Below are 17,118 nucleotides of genomic sequence, written 5' to 3'. Positions count from 1 at the left end.
CGGCCCGCAATGCTTGCGGGGGCCGCGGAGGGGGGGGGGCTGGTGGGATCCCCTTCGCGACCCATCGCAGGTCGCGAAGAGCCTGCCCGCCCTAGAGGTCGCGCGTCGTGTTGGTTTCGCCCCAGAATGCCCGCATCGAAGTGATCAGGCCCTTATCGTCGAAGCACATGTGATCCAGCGTCTGGACTACGAACGGCTTCTCATACTTGTCGCACGTGGCGATGAATGCAGCGGCGGCTTCGTGGCCGGCGATGCGAACGGCGCCTTCCAGATGCATCAGAATGCGCCCGCCCATTTCATCGAAACCCGCCTGATAAAAGTTGTGGATTGCCTCGTGGCCGCTCAGCACTGGCGATCCCACGGGGTCTTCGACGCTGGCATCCGGCGCGTACAAGGCAACGATCGCGTCAGCGTCACCGGCACACATAAGGTCCGCATAACGTTCAAACACGCTGCGAATGTGCGCAGCATCCGGTACTACGACAGGCTTCGACATGGTGCTTTTCTCCTTGAGGCAGTGATGTAAAGTTACGATTGCTGTGTTCTTGCTTCCGAGTCAGTCGAATGTCACCTCACCACTGATGAGCGGCGCGACTTCATCCAGTGCTTCTTCACCACGCTCCTGCAGTGCCGCGAGAGCAATGCAGCGCAGCGTTACCTGCGGCGGCTCGCCCTGGGTGCCGATCAGGCGCAGGCTCATGCCGCCATGGACATGGCCGAAGGGTTGAACCCAGTTGCCGGCGATACCGGGTTGACCTTGCGCAACGATGACGCGCACCGAGCCGTCGTGGCGATAGCTGGCCTTGTACTTCTGTACATGGCCGCCGCCGTCTTCGTAGTTGTCGAGGTTCTCTTGCCAGATCGAGCACAACTGGAATATCCAGTAATCACAGGCCGAGGGCATAAAATCGATGACCAGCGCTTCGTCGCTGGCGCACGCCCAGGTCCCGAAGCCGTGGTGCCGGTCCGGCACGCCGCCATTGGACAGGTACACCGCGCGGTCGAAGCGGATGCGGTTCGGCCGCTGGCTGAGATTGCCCTGCCACCAGTTACGTACCAGTTCGCAATAGCCAAGCACTGTCTGGCCCGTTTTGGCGAGCGCATCGCTTATTTCGGCGGCGGTAACCGGGCGCGGTTGCGGGCTATCGATACGTTCGATGGAGAAACGGGGCGGCGCGGTATTGGCGCGATCATGGTAAAGCGTACGCACCAGCAGTCCGACGCAGTCCGGCGTGATCGGCAGCCAGTCGCGCCCGTCAGCGGGCTTGCTTTGGCTGACCACGATTTCGAACGCGCCTTCTTTGTCGAACCTCACCTCGCGTGACGAAATGAAATGGGTGGTTCGCAGCGCCGTGGGGTCAAATTCGCCAAGGCCGGCCACGCCACGCGGGGCCCAGTCCATGGCGCCTGGATGGCGCGGTTGTGTTGCGCGCCATGAGGCAATGACGAAGTACGGCAGGCCGCCGCGATGGCCACGAATGACATAGTCATGGCTACCGTCGATGAACTCGGCTAGCAGATGATCCTGATCGGGAGACTGGAAGTTGATGGATTGGCGCCAGGGCGTATCGCGCAGGCGCGGCCGTTCCGGCTCGGCGTTCTCCAGAAAACGTTCAAAACCGTTGCGCATGAGTCGGGTCATGAAGCGATACCATTCGGCGCGGTCGAGTGGATCGGCCTCGCTGCCGAAAGCGTCGACCGTATGCCCGGCCTGGCGAATGGTCTCGCAGAAGTCATCCCATGCGTGGCCGGACAGCAGGCGCTGCGTAGCGAGATCGGTCATGGCCGTTCTCCTTCGATACGCTCGGGCCGCAGCGAGAAACGCTCGTAGTAAAAACCGAAGCGCTCACGCAAGGCAGCAATATCAACCCCGAAATCTCCCTTCAGGTCATACACGACACGTCCGTGCTTGCCCCGCGGATTGGCGTTCAGATAGGCCTGGATCCGCGCGTTGGTGTCGGCGGTCAATGGCAGGCCGGCCATGGTATAGATGCGTTCGATCACTGACTGCTGGTCAGCCATGTAGTCGTCGAAGCGCACATCGAGCGATTGGTCGGCGGGAACGCTGTCCCTGTCCCGAACACAGGCGCGCAGTAGATGCTCCACCCGATCTGTCCAATAGTTCGCCAGTTCCTTGAGGTCGACTGTATGGCGGCGAATGCGGTCGCCGTAGGCGATCATGGTGATGGCTGACTGAAGAACGGCAACCGGGTCGCGGTGGGTGATGACGAGCGTCGCGTCGGGGTAGGTCGCCATCAGCGGCCGCAGGTTCTCCATGTGTGGCGGCGATTTCATCACCCAGCGGTTCGGGCCCTGAAGCCAGGTGAGCGCCTGCAGGACGCGGCGACCATAACGGTAGTGCGGCGTCTGGTCGTGGCGATAGTAGTAGTCGCGCCAGCGAGAGGGGCGAGACTGCCATTCCGGCAGATAGGTCGAGAAATCCAGGCCTTGCAGTTCGATATCTTCATGCACGTGGGTGGGGGACATTTCGTGCATTGCCGGCATGTACGGCAACAGGGTTTCGAATTCTCCCCAGGCCTGGCGGGTGCGCGTGATACGTGGATCTTCCCCGCCTGGCATTTGCTCTTGCGGCACAGGAATAGGCTCCATTGCTTCCCACAGGGGCATTGAGCGCAATCGCGGATCGGCTGCCAGGATGTTGACCAGGTGGGTCGTGCCGGAGCGGGGAAGCCCGGCGACAATGATCGGCCGTTGAATCTCAATGTCGTTGATTTGCGGGTAGCGTTTCACAAGGTCTTCGAAGCGCAGGCGGGACGCTGCGTAGCGCACGGCATCGCCAAACATGCCCGCGCGCCCCAGGGGCCCCAGCCCCGCATCCTCGTCAAAGCTCTTTAGCCAGATTCGCAGCCGTTCGCGAAAGTCATCCGCACCGAAATCAGAGAGCCCTGTGCTCTGGCATGCAGCTGCCAGCACAGCCTCCTCGCGCATTTCAATGCAGGGGGCGCTGGCAATCGCTTGACGCTGCCGCTCGGTAAGTTCAGGTGCGCCCAGGTCAGTGATACGGATGCTGTCAGGTGTCATGTGCTGCTCCGACGTGTAAGGGGAGGTGGTGTCAATGGGCAGAGGCAAGGCGAGCCGGCACTGCGCTCAGCCCGCGATGGTGTAGCCGCCATCGACCGGCAGCGTTTGCCCGGTGATCCATCCGGCGGCCGCGCTTGTCAGGAAAAGGACGGGGCCGGCGATGTCCTGTGGCACGCCAAGCCGTGCTGCCGGCGTGCGCGACAGGGTGGGAGCGGACCACTGCGGGTTGGCGACAGTCGACGCTGTCATGCGGCTTGCGGTAAGCCCTGCCGCGACCGCATTGACGCGAATGCGCCCGCCCCAGTGAACCGCCAATGCCCGGGTCAGTCCGATCACGCCGGTCTTCGCCGCGCCATAGCCAGGCACGATATCGATCCCGAAGAACGAACTCATCGAAGCGATACCGATGATCGACGGACCGCCGGGCAGTGTGCTTTTCAAAAGCTTGTCTGCGCAGCCATGCGCCATCCGGTAGCCGCCGACGAGGTGCATGCGTACCGCGCGCTCGAAGACGTCCGGTTCATATTCGTCCAGGCCAGTGCTAGGCAACGCGAAGCCGGCGTTGTTGACGAGAATGTCCAGGCGCGGCAGCGCAGCGGCGACGGCAGCGATGTTGTCGCTGTTCTCGATGTCGAGCTGCAGGTAGCGGAAGCCGTTGAGGTCACTTTCATAATCGCAGGCGCTTGGCCGGGTGCCCGTGATCGTCACCTCGGCACCTGCAGCGCGGTACGCTTCGGCAATGCCGGCGCCGATGCCGCTGGTACCTCCGGTCACCAGCACGTGGCAGTTCTTGTAGTCAAAACGAAGATTCGGCCAGTCGGCCTGCTGAACACTCATGGGGCGTTGCCTCCGATAGTTGCTGTGATGCAGTGAGCCTGTGAGTCAGGGGCTACCGCTTTCACGCGTGCCAGCCGGCGACTCAATATAAGTCAATCGTATTAAATTGATTTCAGATGCGAATAGTCGAAACGGACTATGAATTGCGGTATTTCCGGGTCTTTAATTGATAGACATTTGAGTAGAACGACTTAAATAACAGGCAGACGATAAACGTCCACACGCAATCGCACGTTGCGCAACGGTGCTGACCACTTGATTCGTGGGAGGAGGGGGGAGAGGGTTGAAAACAGGCTGCTGCACTTCCGGCGTCCAAGGCTCGGACGCCTGCGCGCGGATGACAGCCGGTTATTGGGAAGAGATGAGTCTGACGCTACGGAAAATGCGTATCCTCACGGCACGCTGGAAGCCGGGACCGAAGCCTGTTCAGGTGCTTCAAGGCGGGAGAGAAGGGCGATGGTTTCAGGTGACATGGGGCTCGCCAGCAATGCCACCAGGCAGTCTTCGGTGTTCTTGATGAACAACTCGGTGTCGATCAACAAGACCTTCTTGTTCTCGCTCGCATCCAGCATGCGCGAGTGATCGGCGAGCCCGTGAAGGAGCAGTACTGCCGCCAGGTGCAGGCGCTGCTCGGCGACGGACTCCGGCAGGCCCTGGATGACCTCGAGCAGCGCCCGTCTCAAACGGTCCACCTGACCCAGCTTGAACGCGGAGGCGCGCAGGTTCTGCACCGAGAGCGTATGTATCGCCACCAGCTGGGCATCCAGGCAAATGAAATGCCTGCCACCGCAGGGATCGAACATCTTGTCTGCCAACGGGTACATGAACGCGCGGACCACGTCTCGCACCGAAGGGTTGCCTCGCTGCTCCAACTCATCGAGCAAGGCGTTGCGCCGTGCTGAAATGCCAGGCACATGCTTGTCGAGGATGGCCTGCAGCAAACCGTCCTTGCTGCCGAAGTGGTAGCTCGTGGCGTTCTTGTTCCGTTGCCCCGCCGCCTTGTTGATATCGCTTAACGACACCCCTTCGATACCGCGCTCGGCGAACAAGCGCTCGGCAATGGCCACGAGTTTTGCGCGAGTGACGACGCTTTTCAGCGTCAAGCGTTCGGTTTTCCTGACTTGCTGGATCATCACACCAATCTTTTCAGTCGGCCATGCAGCTAAACGTATCAGCTCTACTCGCCGGGCTGTAGGGTTTCTTCTGGCGCCATATTCCCTCCGTACAGCAGCACCGTCAATGACGCGAGCGCGTGGGCGAGTTTCACGCGCCTTCCTGCCGTCAGACTCACTGGCGCGCTGCACACTTCCCGGCCTCACGGCCGAAGAACGTCGAGTCACCCAGTGACAAGCCGGAACTGTAGCCCTCTCCCCAGCGAGGCAGGCCGCAGGCCGTGCGGCCCGCGGCATACAAGCCCGGTATCGGCTGACCATCGCCGTCAAGGACCTCACCACTGGGACGCGTCGCCAAGCCACCCAGCGTGAAGGCATGAGCATCGATGTCGCCCAGGCAGTAGCTGAGCGCAGCGAAGGGCGGCGTGCTCAACGGTCGCAACCATTCGGCGCTTTTGTGAAAGTACGGGTCGAGCCCCTCGGCGGCGTGGCGGTTGAACTCCGCCACGCTGTGCTGGAGTGCCCCGGTGGGCAGGCCGAGACCTTCCGCCACCTCGTCCCAGGTTTCGCCTACGGCGACGATGTCTATGTTTTCCTGAAGCATCGGGCGTCCGAAGATCTCTTCATCCACCAGTAGCCAGACACGTCTGTTCGGCTGGCGCAGCACATAATGAGCGACCCGGCCGTGGTAGGCATCCTCGTTGATGAAACGCTGGCCGCGCTCGTTGATGAAAATGCCTTTGACCAAGGACGCTGGCGGGAAAAACGGCACAGTGGCAAAGAACTCATGCATATTCAGCGTGGCCGCACCGACGCTCATGCCCATGCGGATGCCGGAGCCATCGTCATTACCAGCAGTCACCAGTTGCTCGCACACCATCGCCTCGGGTGCGTAGCGCTGAACCATCTCGCGGTTGCCGATGAAACCGCCGGCCGCGAGAATAACGCCCTTGCGGGCGCGCACAGACAGCACCTTGCCATCTCGGCGGATGATCACACCCTGCACGGCATTGGCCGAATCGACGATCAAGCACAATGCGCGGCTGTTGAAATGGACATTGGCGCCCAGGTCCTGGGCGCGCTGGCAGAGCGTTTCCATCAGCTTCTGTCCGCCGCCCCATCCCACGAATTGCACGGTATGACCGCGCGGCGCCGGGGTGGCGTGCGCACTGAAAGGCCAGGCCAATTCACTGCCGCTCCACACCAGCGTGTCGTCCGTCGTGGGCTCGATCCATTTTCCCGGCAGGTAGGTCCCCTTGAACGGCACGCCTTGCTGCTTCAGCCAGTTGAAATGAGCTACGCCGTTCTCAGCATACAGCGCCACCCGATCACCGTCCGCGGCAGGGCCACCGGCCATCGCGAGATAGGTCTGGAAAGCGTCGGTGCTGTCTTCGAAGCCGGCCTCACGCTGCACTTCGGTGCCACCGCTACCGCCGACATACACCTCACCGCCCGAAAGCCCGGCACTACCACCACCCGCCGAGGCTACCTCGAAGATATCCACCTGCGCTCCCGCTTCGCGCGCTTCGATCGCGGCACAACTGCCGGCGGCACCGAAACCAATGATTGCAACCTCGGTTTCGAGGTCCCACTGTGCAACTTCCTCGATCCGAACGGGACGGGCAGATGAAAAATTGGCGTTCATACGTAGCTCCAGAGACATAGCGAATCCCAGTGTGCAGGCGATGCTAGGAGACCAGCACCTGGGCGTCATACCTCTAATGGACTAGGCGTGAACCGGTCTTCCTTGGTGCAAGGACCAATTACTCAGGCGAATGGCACAGCGTCTGAGCACCCCATAGTTTTTTACTCTGCTACGACCACATAAATCATAATTTCGCGTTTCAGCGCCTGCTCACAGAATGCGTCCTACACCCACCCACGGTCCTCCCCCGTGGGTAACCTCAGTAGGGCGCAGCGATGACAAACAATAAGACTGTAATAGACACGCTTGTAGTGGGCGCCGGGCAAGCCGGTGTGGCCATGAGCGAGCACCTGAGCCGCCTCGGCGTGCCGCACCTGGTGCTGGAGCGCAACCGTATCGCTGAAGCCTGGCGCACCGGGCGCTGGGATTCGCTGGTTGCCAATGGCCCGGCCTGGCATGACCGCTTTCCGGGCCTTGAATTCGAAGGCCTCGACCCCGACGCGTTCGCCGGCAAGGATCAGGTTGCCGACTATTTCGAAGCCTATGCGAAAAAATTCAACGCCCCGGTGCGTACCGGCGTTGAAGTCACCAAGGTAGAGCGCAACGTCGGCCGCCCGGGCTTTACCCTTGAAACATCCGACGGCGTCATCGAAGCCAGCAATGTGGTGGTCGCCACCGGCCCGTTCCAGCGCCCGCTGATTCCTTCGATCGCGCCTGCCGATGGCAAGGCAACCCAGATTCACTCCGCTCAGTACCGTAACCCGCAGCAGCTGGCCGAAGGCGCCGTACTGGTGGTCGGAGCCGGTTCTTCTGGCGTGCAGATCGCCGACGAGCTGCAACGGGCAGGTAAACAGGTGTACCTCTCTGTCGGTGCCCATGACCGACCACCGCGCGCCTACCGCAACCGTGATTTCTGCTGGTGGTTGGGTGTGCTCGGTTTGTGGGACGCCGAAGGTGTGCAGCCAGGCAAAGAGCACGTCACCATCGCTGTAAGCGGTGCGCGCGGCGGCCATACCGTCGACTTCCGCCGCCTGGCCCAGCAAGGCGTGACCCTGGTGGGCCTGACCAAGGCTTTCAATGGTGACGTGGTGAGCTTCGAGTCGAACCTGGCCGAGAACATCGCTCGCGGGGACGAAAATTACCTGGCACTGCTCGACGCCGCCGACGCTTACATCGAGGCCAACGGGCTCGACCTGCCGCTGGAACCCGAGGCGCGGATCATGCTGCCCGATCCTGAGTGTGTCAGCCACCCGATCCTTGAACTGGACCTGGCCAAGGCCGGTGTCACCACGGTGATCTGGGCTACCGGCTATTCCGTGGATTACGACTGGCTGAAGGTCAATGCCTTCAAGGCCGACGGCAAACCGCAGCATCAACGCGGCGTCAGCAGCGAGCCTGGCATCTATTTCGTTGGCCTGCCTTGGCTTGCGCGAAGGGGCTCGGCGTTTATCTGGGGCGTGTGGCATGACGCCCGGCACATCGCCGAACACATCATCAAGCAGCGCGCCTATTTCGATTATCGGGACGCCGCGCAGCGTCAGGCCGAAACCACCAAGACACCCCTGAAAACCGCCAGCCTGCTGGGAGCCCGTTGATGCCTACTCATACCCGTATCCGCATGTTCAACACCAAAGACACTTACCCGAACCAGACCCTGGACAACGACCTGTGCCAGGCAGTGCGTGCCGGTAACACCGTGTACGTTCGTGGCCAGGTCGGCACCGACTTCAACGGGCAGCTTGTAGGCCTCGGCGATCCTCGTGCGCAGGCCGAACAAGCCATGCGCAACGTCAAGCAACTGCTGGAAGAGGCGGGCAGTGACCTCAGCCATATCGTCAAGACCACCACCTACCTGATCGACCCGCGCTACCGCGAGCCGGTGTACCAGGAAGTGGGTAAATGGCTCAAAGGCGTGTTCCCGATTTCAACCGGGCTGGTGGTCAGTGCCCTGGGCCAGCCGCAGTGGCTGATGGAAATCGACGTGATCGCGGTCATCCCCGAATAAGGAGCCTGCCATGACTTTTTCCATCGTCGGACGCTGCGCAGAAACCGGCCAGCTGGGCATCGCAATCAGTTCTTCAAGCATTGCTGTCGGCGCTCGTTGCCCCTGGCTGCGCTCAGGCGTGGGGGCGGTCTCGAGCCAGAACATCACCTTGCCTGCCCTCGGCCCACAGGTACTGGATGCGCTGGGTGAAGGCCTGGCGCCGCATCAGGCACTGGATCATGCGCTGACCCGCAACGGCTACAGCCAGTATCGCCAGGTGGCAGTCATCGATGCCCAGGGGCGTACCGCCGTGTTCAGTGGCAACCATACCTTGGGCACGCACAACGCCGTGGCCGGCGAGCAGTGTGTGGCTGCCGGCAACCTGCTGGCCAATACGGCAGTGATCGAACGCATGGTCGCTGCGTTTGAAGCCAGCGAAGGCTGCCTGGCCGCGCGCCTGCTCACGGCGTTGCAAGCCGGGCAGGACGCCGGAGGGGAAGCCGGTGCGGTGCATTCGGCAGCAGTATCAGTGGTGGGCGAGCTGGTCTGGCCGATCGTTGACCTGCGGGTCGACTGGGCTGACGAGAACCCCATCGGTGAGTTGCAAAAGCTCTGGGATGCCTATGAGCCTCAATTGCAGGATTACCTGACGCGCGCACTCAACCCGACGCTGGCCCCGAGCTACGGAGTACCGGGTGATGAGTGAGCTGCGTAGCCGTGCCTTGCTGGCAAAGCTGATCGGCTTTGCCACGGTAAGCCGCGATTCGAACCTGGCGTTGATCGAGTTCGTCCGTGATTACCTGCACGGCCTTGGCGTCAGCTGCGAGCTGATCTACAACGCTGAGCAGACCAAGGCAAACCTGCTGGCAAGCATTGGCCCGGCAGTGGAAGGCGGAGTGGTGCTGTCGGGGCACACCGATGTAGTTCCGGTGGACGGCCAGGCCTGGACGGTCGAGCCCTTCGTCATGAGCGAGCGTAACGGCAAGCTCTATGGCCGCGGTGCTGCGGACATGAAAGGCTACCTGGCCTCAGTGCTGGCAGCGGTACCGGTGTTTCTTGCCAGTCCGCTCCGGCGCCCTGTGCACTTCGCGTTCTCGTATGACGAGGAGGTCGGTTGCCTGGGCGTACGCAGCCTGTTGGCGTTGTTGCCCCAGCGCATCCCGAAGCCAGCGGTGTGCCTGATTGGCGAGCCCACCGAGCTCAAACCGGTGCTCGGTCACAAGGGCAAGCTGGCCATGCGTTGCCATGTACACGGCGCGCCGTGCCATTCGGCCTACGCCCCTTATGGTGTGAACGCCATCGAACAGGCGGCGCGACTGGTTGGCCGCCTGGGCGAAATCGGCCAACGCCTGGCTGCGCCAGAGCACCACGATGCGCGCTTCGATCCGGCGTACTCCACGGTACAGGTCGGGGTGATCCAGGGTGGCACGGCCTTGAACATTGTGCCGGCCGACTGCCGCTTCGACTTTGAGGTGCGTGCCTTGCCAGCATTCGCGCCGCAAGCGGTACTCGATGAGTTGCAAACCTACGCCGAGCACACGTTGTTGCCGGCCATGCAGGCGGTCAACGCCGACACCGCCATCCGTTTCGAAGCACTGTCTGCGTATCCGGGCCTGGTGACTGCACCTGAAAGCGCCGCCGCGAAACTCATCGCGCAACTGTGTGGCAGCGACGCTTTCAGCACGGTGGCCTTTGGCACCGAAGGCGGCCTGTTTGACCAGGCTGGAATCCCCGCCGTGGTCTGTGGCCCCGGCAGCATGGAACAAGGGCACAAACCCGACGAATTCGTCAGCGTCGAGCAGATGGCGGCCTGTGACCGCCTGATGGACCGGCTGGCTGCGTACCTCTCCCACAACGGATAACAACAAGGAGTCTGTGGTGAACGATTTCAATGGCTGGACACACCTAGCTGCGCAACAGCGTCTGATAGACACCGCGCTGATCGACGGCGAGCCGTGCCAGGCGCAAAACGGCGTGCGTTTTGATGTGATCAACCCGGCCACCAACCGCGTGCTGGCCCGTGTTGCCGCGTGTGGGCAGGTGGAGGTCGACCAGGCTGTTGCCAGTGTTCGTCGAGCATTCGAGCAAGGCCCCTGGGCAAAGATGGCGCCGGGCGAACGTAAAAAAGTCCTGCTGCGCCTGTCGCAACTGATGCTCGAACACCGGGATGAACTGGCCTTGCTGGATTCGTTGAGCATGGGTAAGCCGGTGATGGATGCCTGGAACATCGACGTGCCGGGTGCCGCCCATGTGTTCGCCTGGTACGGCGAAAGCCTCGACAAACTCTATGACCAGGTTGCACCGACCGCCAGCAACGCACTGGCGACCATTACCCGCGTGCCACTGGGTGTGATCGCTGCCGTGGTGCCGTGGAACTTCCCGCTGGACATGGCTGCGTGGAAACTCGCACCCGCCCTGGCGGCCGGTAACAGCGTGGTACTCAAGCCCGCCGAGCAGTCGCCGTTCTCGGCCCTGCGCCTGGCTGAACTGGCGCTGGAAGCCGGCATCCCCGCTGGTGTGCTCAACGTAGTGCCGGGCCTTGGCGAGGAGGCCGGTCGGGCGCTGGGCCTGCACATGGACGTGGATTCCCTGGTGTTCACCGGCTCCACCGAAGTCGGCAAGTACTTCATGCAGTACGCGGCACAGTCCAACCTCAAGCAAGTGTGGCTGGAGTGCGGTGGCAAAAGCCCGAACCTGGTGTTCGCCGATTGCCAGGACCTCGACCTGGCTGCCGAGAAGGCCGCGTTCGGCATTTTCTTCAACCAGGGCGAAGTCTGCTCGGCCAACTCGCGGCTGCTGGTGCAGCGCTCGATTGCCGATGAATTCATCCAGCGCCTGATCGAAAAAGCCAGCGCCTGGCAGCCCGGTAACCCGTTGAATCCGGCCAGTGCCGCCGGGGCCATTGTCGATGCGCGCCAGACCCTGCGAATCATGCAGTACATCGAACAGGCCCAAGGCGAGGGCGCACAGTTGGTGTGTGGGGGCCGCCAGTTGAGCATCGACGGCGCCGACAACTTCATCGAACCGACGATTTTCACCGGTGTCACCGCCGACATGACCCTGGCCCGCGAAGAAGTGTTCGGCCCGGTGCTTGCCGTAACCGTCTTTGACGATGAAGACCAGGCTGTCGCGATTGCCAACAACCACATCTATGGCCTGGCAGCGTCGATATGGACCGACGATCTGAACCGCGCACATCGGGTGGCACGGCGGCTGAATGCCGGGACCGTGTCGGTGAACACCGTCGATGCCCTGGATGTCACGGTGCCTTTTGGCGGTGGCAAGCAATCGGGCTTTGGCCGCGACCTTTCCCTGCATTCGTTCGACAAGTACACGCAACTGAAAACCACCTGGATTCAGCTGCGAGGCTGAAGATCCACCCAAAGACCCTGTAGGAGCTGGCGAAGCCTGCGATGGGCTGCAGGGCAGCCCCAGTACTGGCAACCCCGAACTGTTCTTAAAACTACAACAAGACGGAGCACCCGATGAACAGCAATGCAAGCGTGTCCGCAGGCGCCCTGGCGCCGCCTGCGAGTAGCAAGAAACTGGGCCTGAGCGCCTTGCTCGCCGTGGCCATCGGCCTGGTCGTGTCGCAAGGCGTAATGGTGCTGATGCTGCAAGGCGTCGGTATCGCCGGGGCCGGTTTCATCGTGCCCCTGGCGCTGGCCTGGCTGTTGGCCTTGAGCTACGCCTGTTCGTTCTCGGAACTGGCCTTGATGATCCCTCGCGCCGGCAGCTTGAGTAGCTACACCGAGGTAGCTATCGGTCAGTTCCCGGCGATCCTCGCGACCTTTTCCGGTTACGTGGTGGTGGCGATGTTCGCCTTGTCGGCAGAGCTGCTGTTGATGGAGTTCATCATCGACAAGGTCTACCCGCACTCGATGCCGCCGCTGACCGTGGCTTTGGGTGTACTGGCGCTGTTTACCGTGCTCAACCTGTTCAACATCGACATCTTCGCCCGTCTGCAGACGGTACTGGCCGTGGTCATGGTGGTGGTGCTGCTGGTGATGGGCCTGAGCGCGATGAACAGCGACATCGTTTCGCCAAACCCTGGCCTGTTTGAAAGCGCGGGCTGGAACCCGATGGGGCTGGGCGTGATCGCCCTGACGGCGATGGCGGTGTGGGGCTTTGTCGGTGCCGAGTTCGTTTGCCCGCTGGTGGAAGAAACCCGTCGTCCGGAGCGCAACATCCCCAGCTCGATGATGCTCGGCCTGACCATCATCTTTGTGATCATCGCCCTGTATGCACTCGGCGCGCTGCTCACCGTGCCGCAGGCGGAACTGGCCAGTAATGGCCTGCCTCATTACCTGTTCGCCACCACCGTATTCGGTGAGGCGGGCAAGGTGTTTCTGGTCACCGCCGCCATTACCGCTACATGCAGCACCCTTAACAGTTCGCTGGCGGCGATCCCGCGCATGCTCTTCGGCATGGCCTGCAACGGACAGGCGTTCGGCATCCTCAAACGCCAGGGCAAACGCACCGGTGCACCCTGGGTGGCGGTGCTGTTCGTGGCGGCGATCACCGGCCTGCCGTTGCTGCTGATGCACGATCATCCGGACGCGATCAACCAGTTGCTGCTGGCCGCCGCACTGGCCTGGCTGCTGGCCTACATCATTACCCACATCAACGTGATTGCGCTGCGCCGCCGCTATCCGCAGGTTCACCGGCCGTTTCGCACGCCGTTCTACCCGCTGCCACAGATTTTCGGCATCGCCGGCATGCTCTTTGCCATCTGGAACGTGTCGCCAAGCCCTGAGATGACTTTCTCGATTTTCGCTTACGCCGGCCTGGTACTGCTGATCGTCTCGATCATCGCCGTGCTGTGGATCAAGTGCGTGATGCGCAAACCCCTGTTCAAGCCCGAGCCACTGCAAACCGCGCTGGTGGCTGGCAACGATAAAAACCAATAAGGAGACTCGCAATGACCGCTCAAGTGAACACCGACCGCAGCACCGGCGATTACCAGGCCCTGGATGCGGCGCACCACATCCATGCGTTTCTCGACCAGAAAGCCCTGAACGAGGAAGGCCCACGCGTGATCGTCCGTGGTGAAGGCCTGGCGCTCTGGGACAACGACGGCAAGCGCTACCTCGACGGTATGTCAGGCCTGTGGTGCACCAACCTCGGTTACGGCCGCAAGGACCTGGCCGCCGCCGCCAGCCGCCAGCTGGAGCAACTGCCGTACTACAACATGTTTTTCCACACCACCCACCCGGCAGTGGTAGAGCTCTCGGAGCTGCTGTTCAGCCTGCTGCCGAGCCACTACAGCCACGCGATCTACACCAACTCAGGCTCCGAGGCCAACGAGGTGCTGATCCGCACCGTGCGCCGCTACTGGCAGATCCTCGGCAAACCGCAGAAGAAAATCATGATCGGCCGCTGGAACGGCTACCACGGCTCGACCCTGGGCGCCACCGCGCTGGGCGGGATGAAGTTCATGCACGACATGGGCGGGGTGATTCCCGATGTCGCGCACATCGACGAGCCGTACTGGTTCGCCCATGAAGGCGACCTGACCCCGGCCGAGTTCGGTCTGCGCGCCGCGCGCCAGCTGGAAGAGAAGATTCTCGAGCTGGGTGCCGAGAACGTTGCCGCCTTCGTTGCCGAACCGTTCCAGGGCGCGGGCGGCATGATCTTCCCGCCAGAAAGCTACTGGCCGGAGATTCAGCGCATCTGCCGCAAGTACGACGTACTGCTGTGTGCCGATGAAGTGATTGGCGGCTTTGGCCGTACCGGTGAATGGTTTGCCCACCAGCACTTCGGTTTCGAACCCGACACCCTGTCGATCGCCAAGGGCCTGACCAGCGGCTACATCCCCATGGGCGGCCTGATCCTGTCCAAGCGTATGGCGCAGGTGCTGGTAGAGCAGGGCGGGGTATTCGCCCACGGCCTGACCTATTCCGGGCACCCGGTGGCAGCGGCGGTTGCGATAGCCAACCTCAAGGCACTGCGCGACGAGGGCATTGTCACCCAGGTCAAGCAGGACACCGGTCCGTACCTGCAGAACTGCCTGCGTGAGGTGTTCGGCAATCACCCGCTGATTGGCGAAATCCAGGGCACCGGGCTGGTCGCGGCCCTGCAGTTTGCCGAAGACAAGGCCAGCCGCAAACGCTTTGCCAACGAGAACGACATGGCCTGGCGTTGCCGCACCATCGGCTTCGAAGAAGGCCTGATCATCCGCTCGACCCTGGGCCGGATGATCATGGCGCCAGCCCTGGTGGCCGGTAAAGCCGATATCGATGAACTGGTCGACAAGACCCGTATTGCCGTAGACCGCACCGCGCGCGAGTACGGCCTGCTGTAAGCCCCGTACGCCGGCTCGTATGGGCGAGCCGGCTCTCTTGAGGAACAGATCCATGTCCAGATCCTTGCGTTGCAGTGTTCCCTTTGCCCTGGCGTTGCTGTGCGGTGCTGTTCAGGCCGCGCCACAGAACCTCACGGTGATCTCGTTTGGCGGTGCTACCAAACAGGCCCAGGACAAGGCCTATTTCCAACCTTTCAACGCCAGCGGTGCAGGACGCGTCGTCGCCGGCGAATACAACGGTGAGTTGTCGAAGATCAAAGCCATGGTCGATGTCGGCCATACCAGCTGGGATGTGGTCGAGGTCGAAAGCCCGGAGTTGCTGCGCGGCTGTGACGAAGGCCTGTTCGAGCGCCTGGACCCGGCACGTTTTGGCGATGCGGCGCAGTTTGTGCCGGGTACCCTGAGCGAATGCGGAGTGGCGACGTACGTCTGGTCGATGGTCATGGCCTACGACCACGACAAACTGGTCAAGGCGCCGACTTCCTGGGCGGACTTCTGGAATGTCAGCGAGTACCCCGGTAAACGTGGGTTGCGCAAGGGCGCCAAGTACACCCTGGAGATCGCCTTGCTGGCGGACGGCGTCAAGCCCGAGCAACTGTACGAAGTATTGGCGACGCCAGAAGGGGTGAGCCGGGCGTTTGCCAAGCTCGACCAGATCAAGGGCAACATCCAGTGGTGGGAGGCGGGCGCACAACCGGCACAGTGGTTGATCGCCGGTGACGTGGTAATGAGCGCGGCCTATAACGGGCGCATTGCCTCGGCGCAGAAAGAGGGGATGAAACTGGGTATCGTCTGGCCGCAGAGCCTGTACGACCCGGAATACTGGGCGGTGGTGAAGGGCACGCCGAACAAGGCCCTGGCCGAGGATTTCATTGCCTTTGCCAGCCAGCCGCAGGCGCAAAAGGTGTTTTCTGAAGAGATCCCCTATGGGCCGGTGCATCGTGATGCGCTGAAGCTGTTGCCTGATGCGGTGCAGCAACAGTTGCCTACGGCTCAAGCCAACCTCGCTCAGGCGCAGGCAGTGGATGCGGCGTTCTGGGTGGATCACGGGGAGGAACTGGAACAGCGCTTCAACGCCTGGGCGGCGCGCTGACCTTAAGCATTCGCGGGTGAACCCGCTCCCACAGGGGTTTGCACTGTACCTGTGGGAGCGGGTTCACCCGCGAATAATGTTCCCCAACATTCAGGCCAGCCAGGCCGTGAACTGTTCTTTGCAATAGTCGACAAACAACTGCGCAGGCTTGGTCAGCTGCGCACGTTTCAACCAGCCCGCCACCAGCCCCGAACCGGTTACATCTTCGGCCAACGCCACACACACCAGTTCCTGGCCGTCATAGGTGCTGGTGGTCTGCGGCCGGGTAACCAGCACGGCAAAGCCGAAGCCTTGCCCGACCATCCCGCGGACCATCTCGATGGAAGGCGAGCTGAAAACAATGTTCGGGCTCAACCCCAGCTCTTCGAAGATGCTCACGAAATAGGTTCGGCTCGGCTGCACATCCAGGAGGATCATCGGTTCCAGCGCCAGGTCGCGTAACGACACCTGCGCCTGTTCGGCAAAGCGATGTCCGGCTGGCAGCAATGCATAGGGCCGTTGCGGCGCCATCAAGGCTTCAGTCTCGATAGTGCTGTCCAGGTCATGGTCGTAGAAGATCGCCAGGTCAAAGCGCCCGCCGGTCAAACCCTGCACCAGTTCCTGTTGCTCACCGTCCTGCAGGCGGATCTCCACACCGGGAAAGCGTTCATGAAAGCCCTTGATCAGGCGCGGCAGGTAGAGCGGGGCAACCGTCTCGAAGCAGCCGATGTCGATCTGCCCGCAGACCACATCATTGTCGGCCAGGGCATTCTGCTCGAACTCCCGGGCCATGCGCAGCAGTTCCTGTGCTTTACGGTAGAACCGCGCGCCACCGGGGGTAAGGGATACGCCCTGGGCGTGATGGCGTATGAACAACTGCACGCCAAAGCTGTCTTCCAGGCCTTTGATTGCGGTTGAAATCGACGGTTGCGCGATGTACAGCTTGCGCGACGCTTCGGCGACGCTGCCGCACTCCACGGTGGTGACGAAATACTTCAACTGACGCAAGGTATAGGACGCCACAGTGCACCTCTGGCTGATTATTTTGCTACAGGGTACCCCGTGGGGCGTAAAGGCCTGCAGCGGATTTTGCTGGGCACTGAGGATATTTTCGCTGGCCAA

The 17,118-nt window shown here is 62.0% G+C and carries 15 protein-coding genes; 8 read left to right on the top strand and 7 right to left on the bottom strand.

The window, feature by feature from the left end:
• Window positions 1-91 precede the first annotated feature (91 nt).
• From DM813_RS20960 to DM813_RS20935, 6 genes are all read right to left on the bottom strand, one after another.
• Window positions 92-496 carry a nuclear transport factor 2 family protein gene (locus DM813_RS20960; RefSeq protein ID WP_128325315.1) on the bottom strand — a complete coding sequence of 135 codons (405 nt, stop codon included), beginning with the start codon at window positions 494-496 and terminating at the stop codon, window positions 92-94.
• Window positions 497-556: 60 nt separating this feature from the next.
• Window positions 557-1,783: a DUF1214 domain-containing protein gene (locus tag DM813_RS20955; protein WP_128325314.1), complete on the bottom strand. Its 1,227-nt coding sequence runs from the start codon at window positions 1,781-1,783 to the stop codon at window positions 557-559.
• The gene (locus DM813_RS20950; RefSeq protein WP_128325313.1) at window positions 1,780-3,042 is read right to left on the bottom strand and encodes a sulfotransferase family protein; all 1,263 of its coding nucleotides are present in this window, start codon (window positions 3,040-3,042) and stop codon (window positions 1,780-1,782) included. Before DM813_RS20950 ends, DM813_RS20955 begins: the two co-directional genes overlap by 4 nt.
• A gap of 66 nt (window positions 3,043-3,108) precedes the next feature.
• Window positions 3,109-3,879 (bottom strand): SDR family NAD(P)-dependent oxidoreductase, encoded by a 771-nt coding sequence (locus DM813_RS20945; protein ID WP_128325312.1) that lies wholly within the window; start codon window positions 3,877-3,879, stop codon window positions 3,109-3,111.
• Between the two features lie 392 nt (window positions 3,880-4,271).
• Window positions 4,272-5,012, bottom strand: a complete 741-nt coding sequence (locus DM813_RS20940; RefSeq protein ID WP_164897277.1) for a TetR/AcrR family transcriptional regulator — start codon at window positions 5,010-5,012, stop codon at window positions 4,272-4,274.
• Window positions 5,013-5,166: 154 nt separating this feature from the next.
• Window positions 5,167-6,636 carry an FAD-dependent oxidoreductase gene (locus tag DM813_RS20935; protein WP_128325310.1) on the bottom strand — a complete coding sequence of 490 codons (1,470 nt, stop codon included), beginning with the start codon at window positions 6,634-6,636 and terminating at the stop codon, window positions 5,167-5,169.
• Window positions 6,637-6,911: 275 nt separating this feature from the next.
• Here DM813_RS20935 and DM813_RS20930 point away from each other — a divergent pair, with 275 nt between their 5' ends.
• The 8 genes from DM813_RS20930 to DM813_RS20895 all read left to right on the top strand — a co-directional run bounded on the left by DM813_RS20930 (window position 6,912) and on the right by DM813_RS20895 (window position 16,017).
• Window positions 6,912-8,231 carry a flavin-containing monooxygenase gene (locus tag DM813_RS20930; RefSeq protein WP_128325309.1) on the top strand — a complete coding sequence of 440 codons (1,320 nt, stop codon included), beginning with the start codon at window positions 6,912-6,914 and terminating at the stop codon, window positions 8,229-8,231.
• Window positions 8,231-8,641 carry a RidA family protein gene (locus DM813_RS20925; RefSeq protein WP_003201555.1) on the top strand — a complete coding sequence of 137 codons (411 nt, stop codon included), beginning with the start codon at window positions 8,231-8,233 and terminating at the stop codon, window positions 8,639-8,641. Before DM813_RS20930 ends, DM813_RS20925 begins: the two co-directional genes overlap by 1 nt.
• Window positions 8,642-8,651: 10 nt before the next feature.
• Complete coding sequence (locus tag DM813_RS20920) at window positions 8,652-9,326, top strand: DUF1028 domain-containing protein (RefSeq protein WP_128325308.1); 675 nt, start codon at window positions 8,652-8,654, stop codon at window positions 9,324-9,326.
• The gene (argE, locus tag DM813_RS20915; protein ID WP_128325307.1) at window positions 9,319-10,482 is read left to right on the top strand and encodes an acetylornithine deacetylase; all 1,164 of its coding nucleotides are present in this window, start codon (window positions 9,319-9,321) and stop codon (window positions 10,480-10,482) included. Before DM813_RS20920 ends, argE begins: the two co-directional genes overlap by 8 nt.
• A 16-nt stretch (window positions 10,483-10,498) precedes the next feature.
• Window positions 10,499-11,992, top strand: coding sequence for an aldehyde dehydrogenase (locus DM813_RS20910; RefSeq protein ID WP_128325306.1), 1,494 nt, complete (start codon window positions 10,499-10,501; stop codon window positions 11,990-11,992).
• A 113-nt stretch (window positions 11,993-12,105) separates the two neighbouring features.
• Window positions 12,106-13,530, top strand: a complete 1,425-nt coding sequence (locus DM813_RS20905) for an APC family permease (RefSeq protein ID WP_128325305.1) — start codon at window positions 12,106-12,108, stop codon at window positions 13,528-13,530.
• A gap of 11 nt (window positions 13,531-13,541) precedes the next feature.
• Complete coding sequence (locus tag DM813_RS20900; RefSeq protein ID WP_128325304.1) at window positions 13,542-14,924, top strand: aspartate aminotransferase family protein; 1,383 nt, start codon at window positions 13,542-13,544, stop codon at window positions 14,922-14,924.
• Between the two features lie 52 nt (window positions 14,925-14,976).
• Window positions 14,977-16,017, top strand: coding sequence for an ABC transporter substrate-binding protein (locus DM813_RS20895; RefSeq protein WP_128325303.1), 1,041 nt, complete (start codon window positions 14,977-14,979; stop codon window positions 16,015-16,017).
• Window positions 16,018-16,107: 90 nt separating this feature from the next.
• On the opposite strand, the gene DM813_RS20890 is transcribed toward DM813_RS20895, so the two are convergent.
• Window positions 16,108-17,019, bottom strand: a complete 912-nt coding sequence (locus DM813_RS20890) for a LysR family transcriptional regulator (RefSeq protein ID WP_128325302.1) — start codon at window positions 17,017-17,019, stop codon at window positions 16,108-16,110.
• Between the last annotated feature and the right edge of the window lie 99 nt (window positions 17,020-17,118).

The organism is Pseudomonas alkylphenolica, assembly GCF_004025535.1.
Classification (GTDB): Bacteria; Pseudomonadota; Gammaproteobacteria; order Pseudomonadales; family Pseudomonadaceae; genus Aquipseudomonas; species Aquipseudomonas alkylphenolica_A.
The sequence above is the reverse complement of the archived record's forward strand: the minus strand, read 5'-3'. Positions and strand labels throughout refer to the sequence as shown.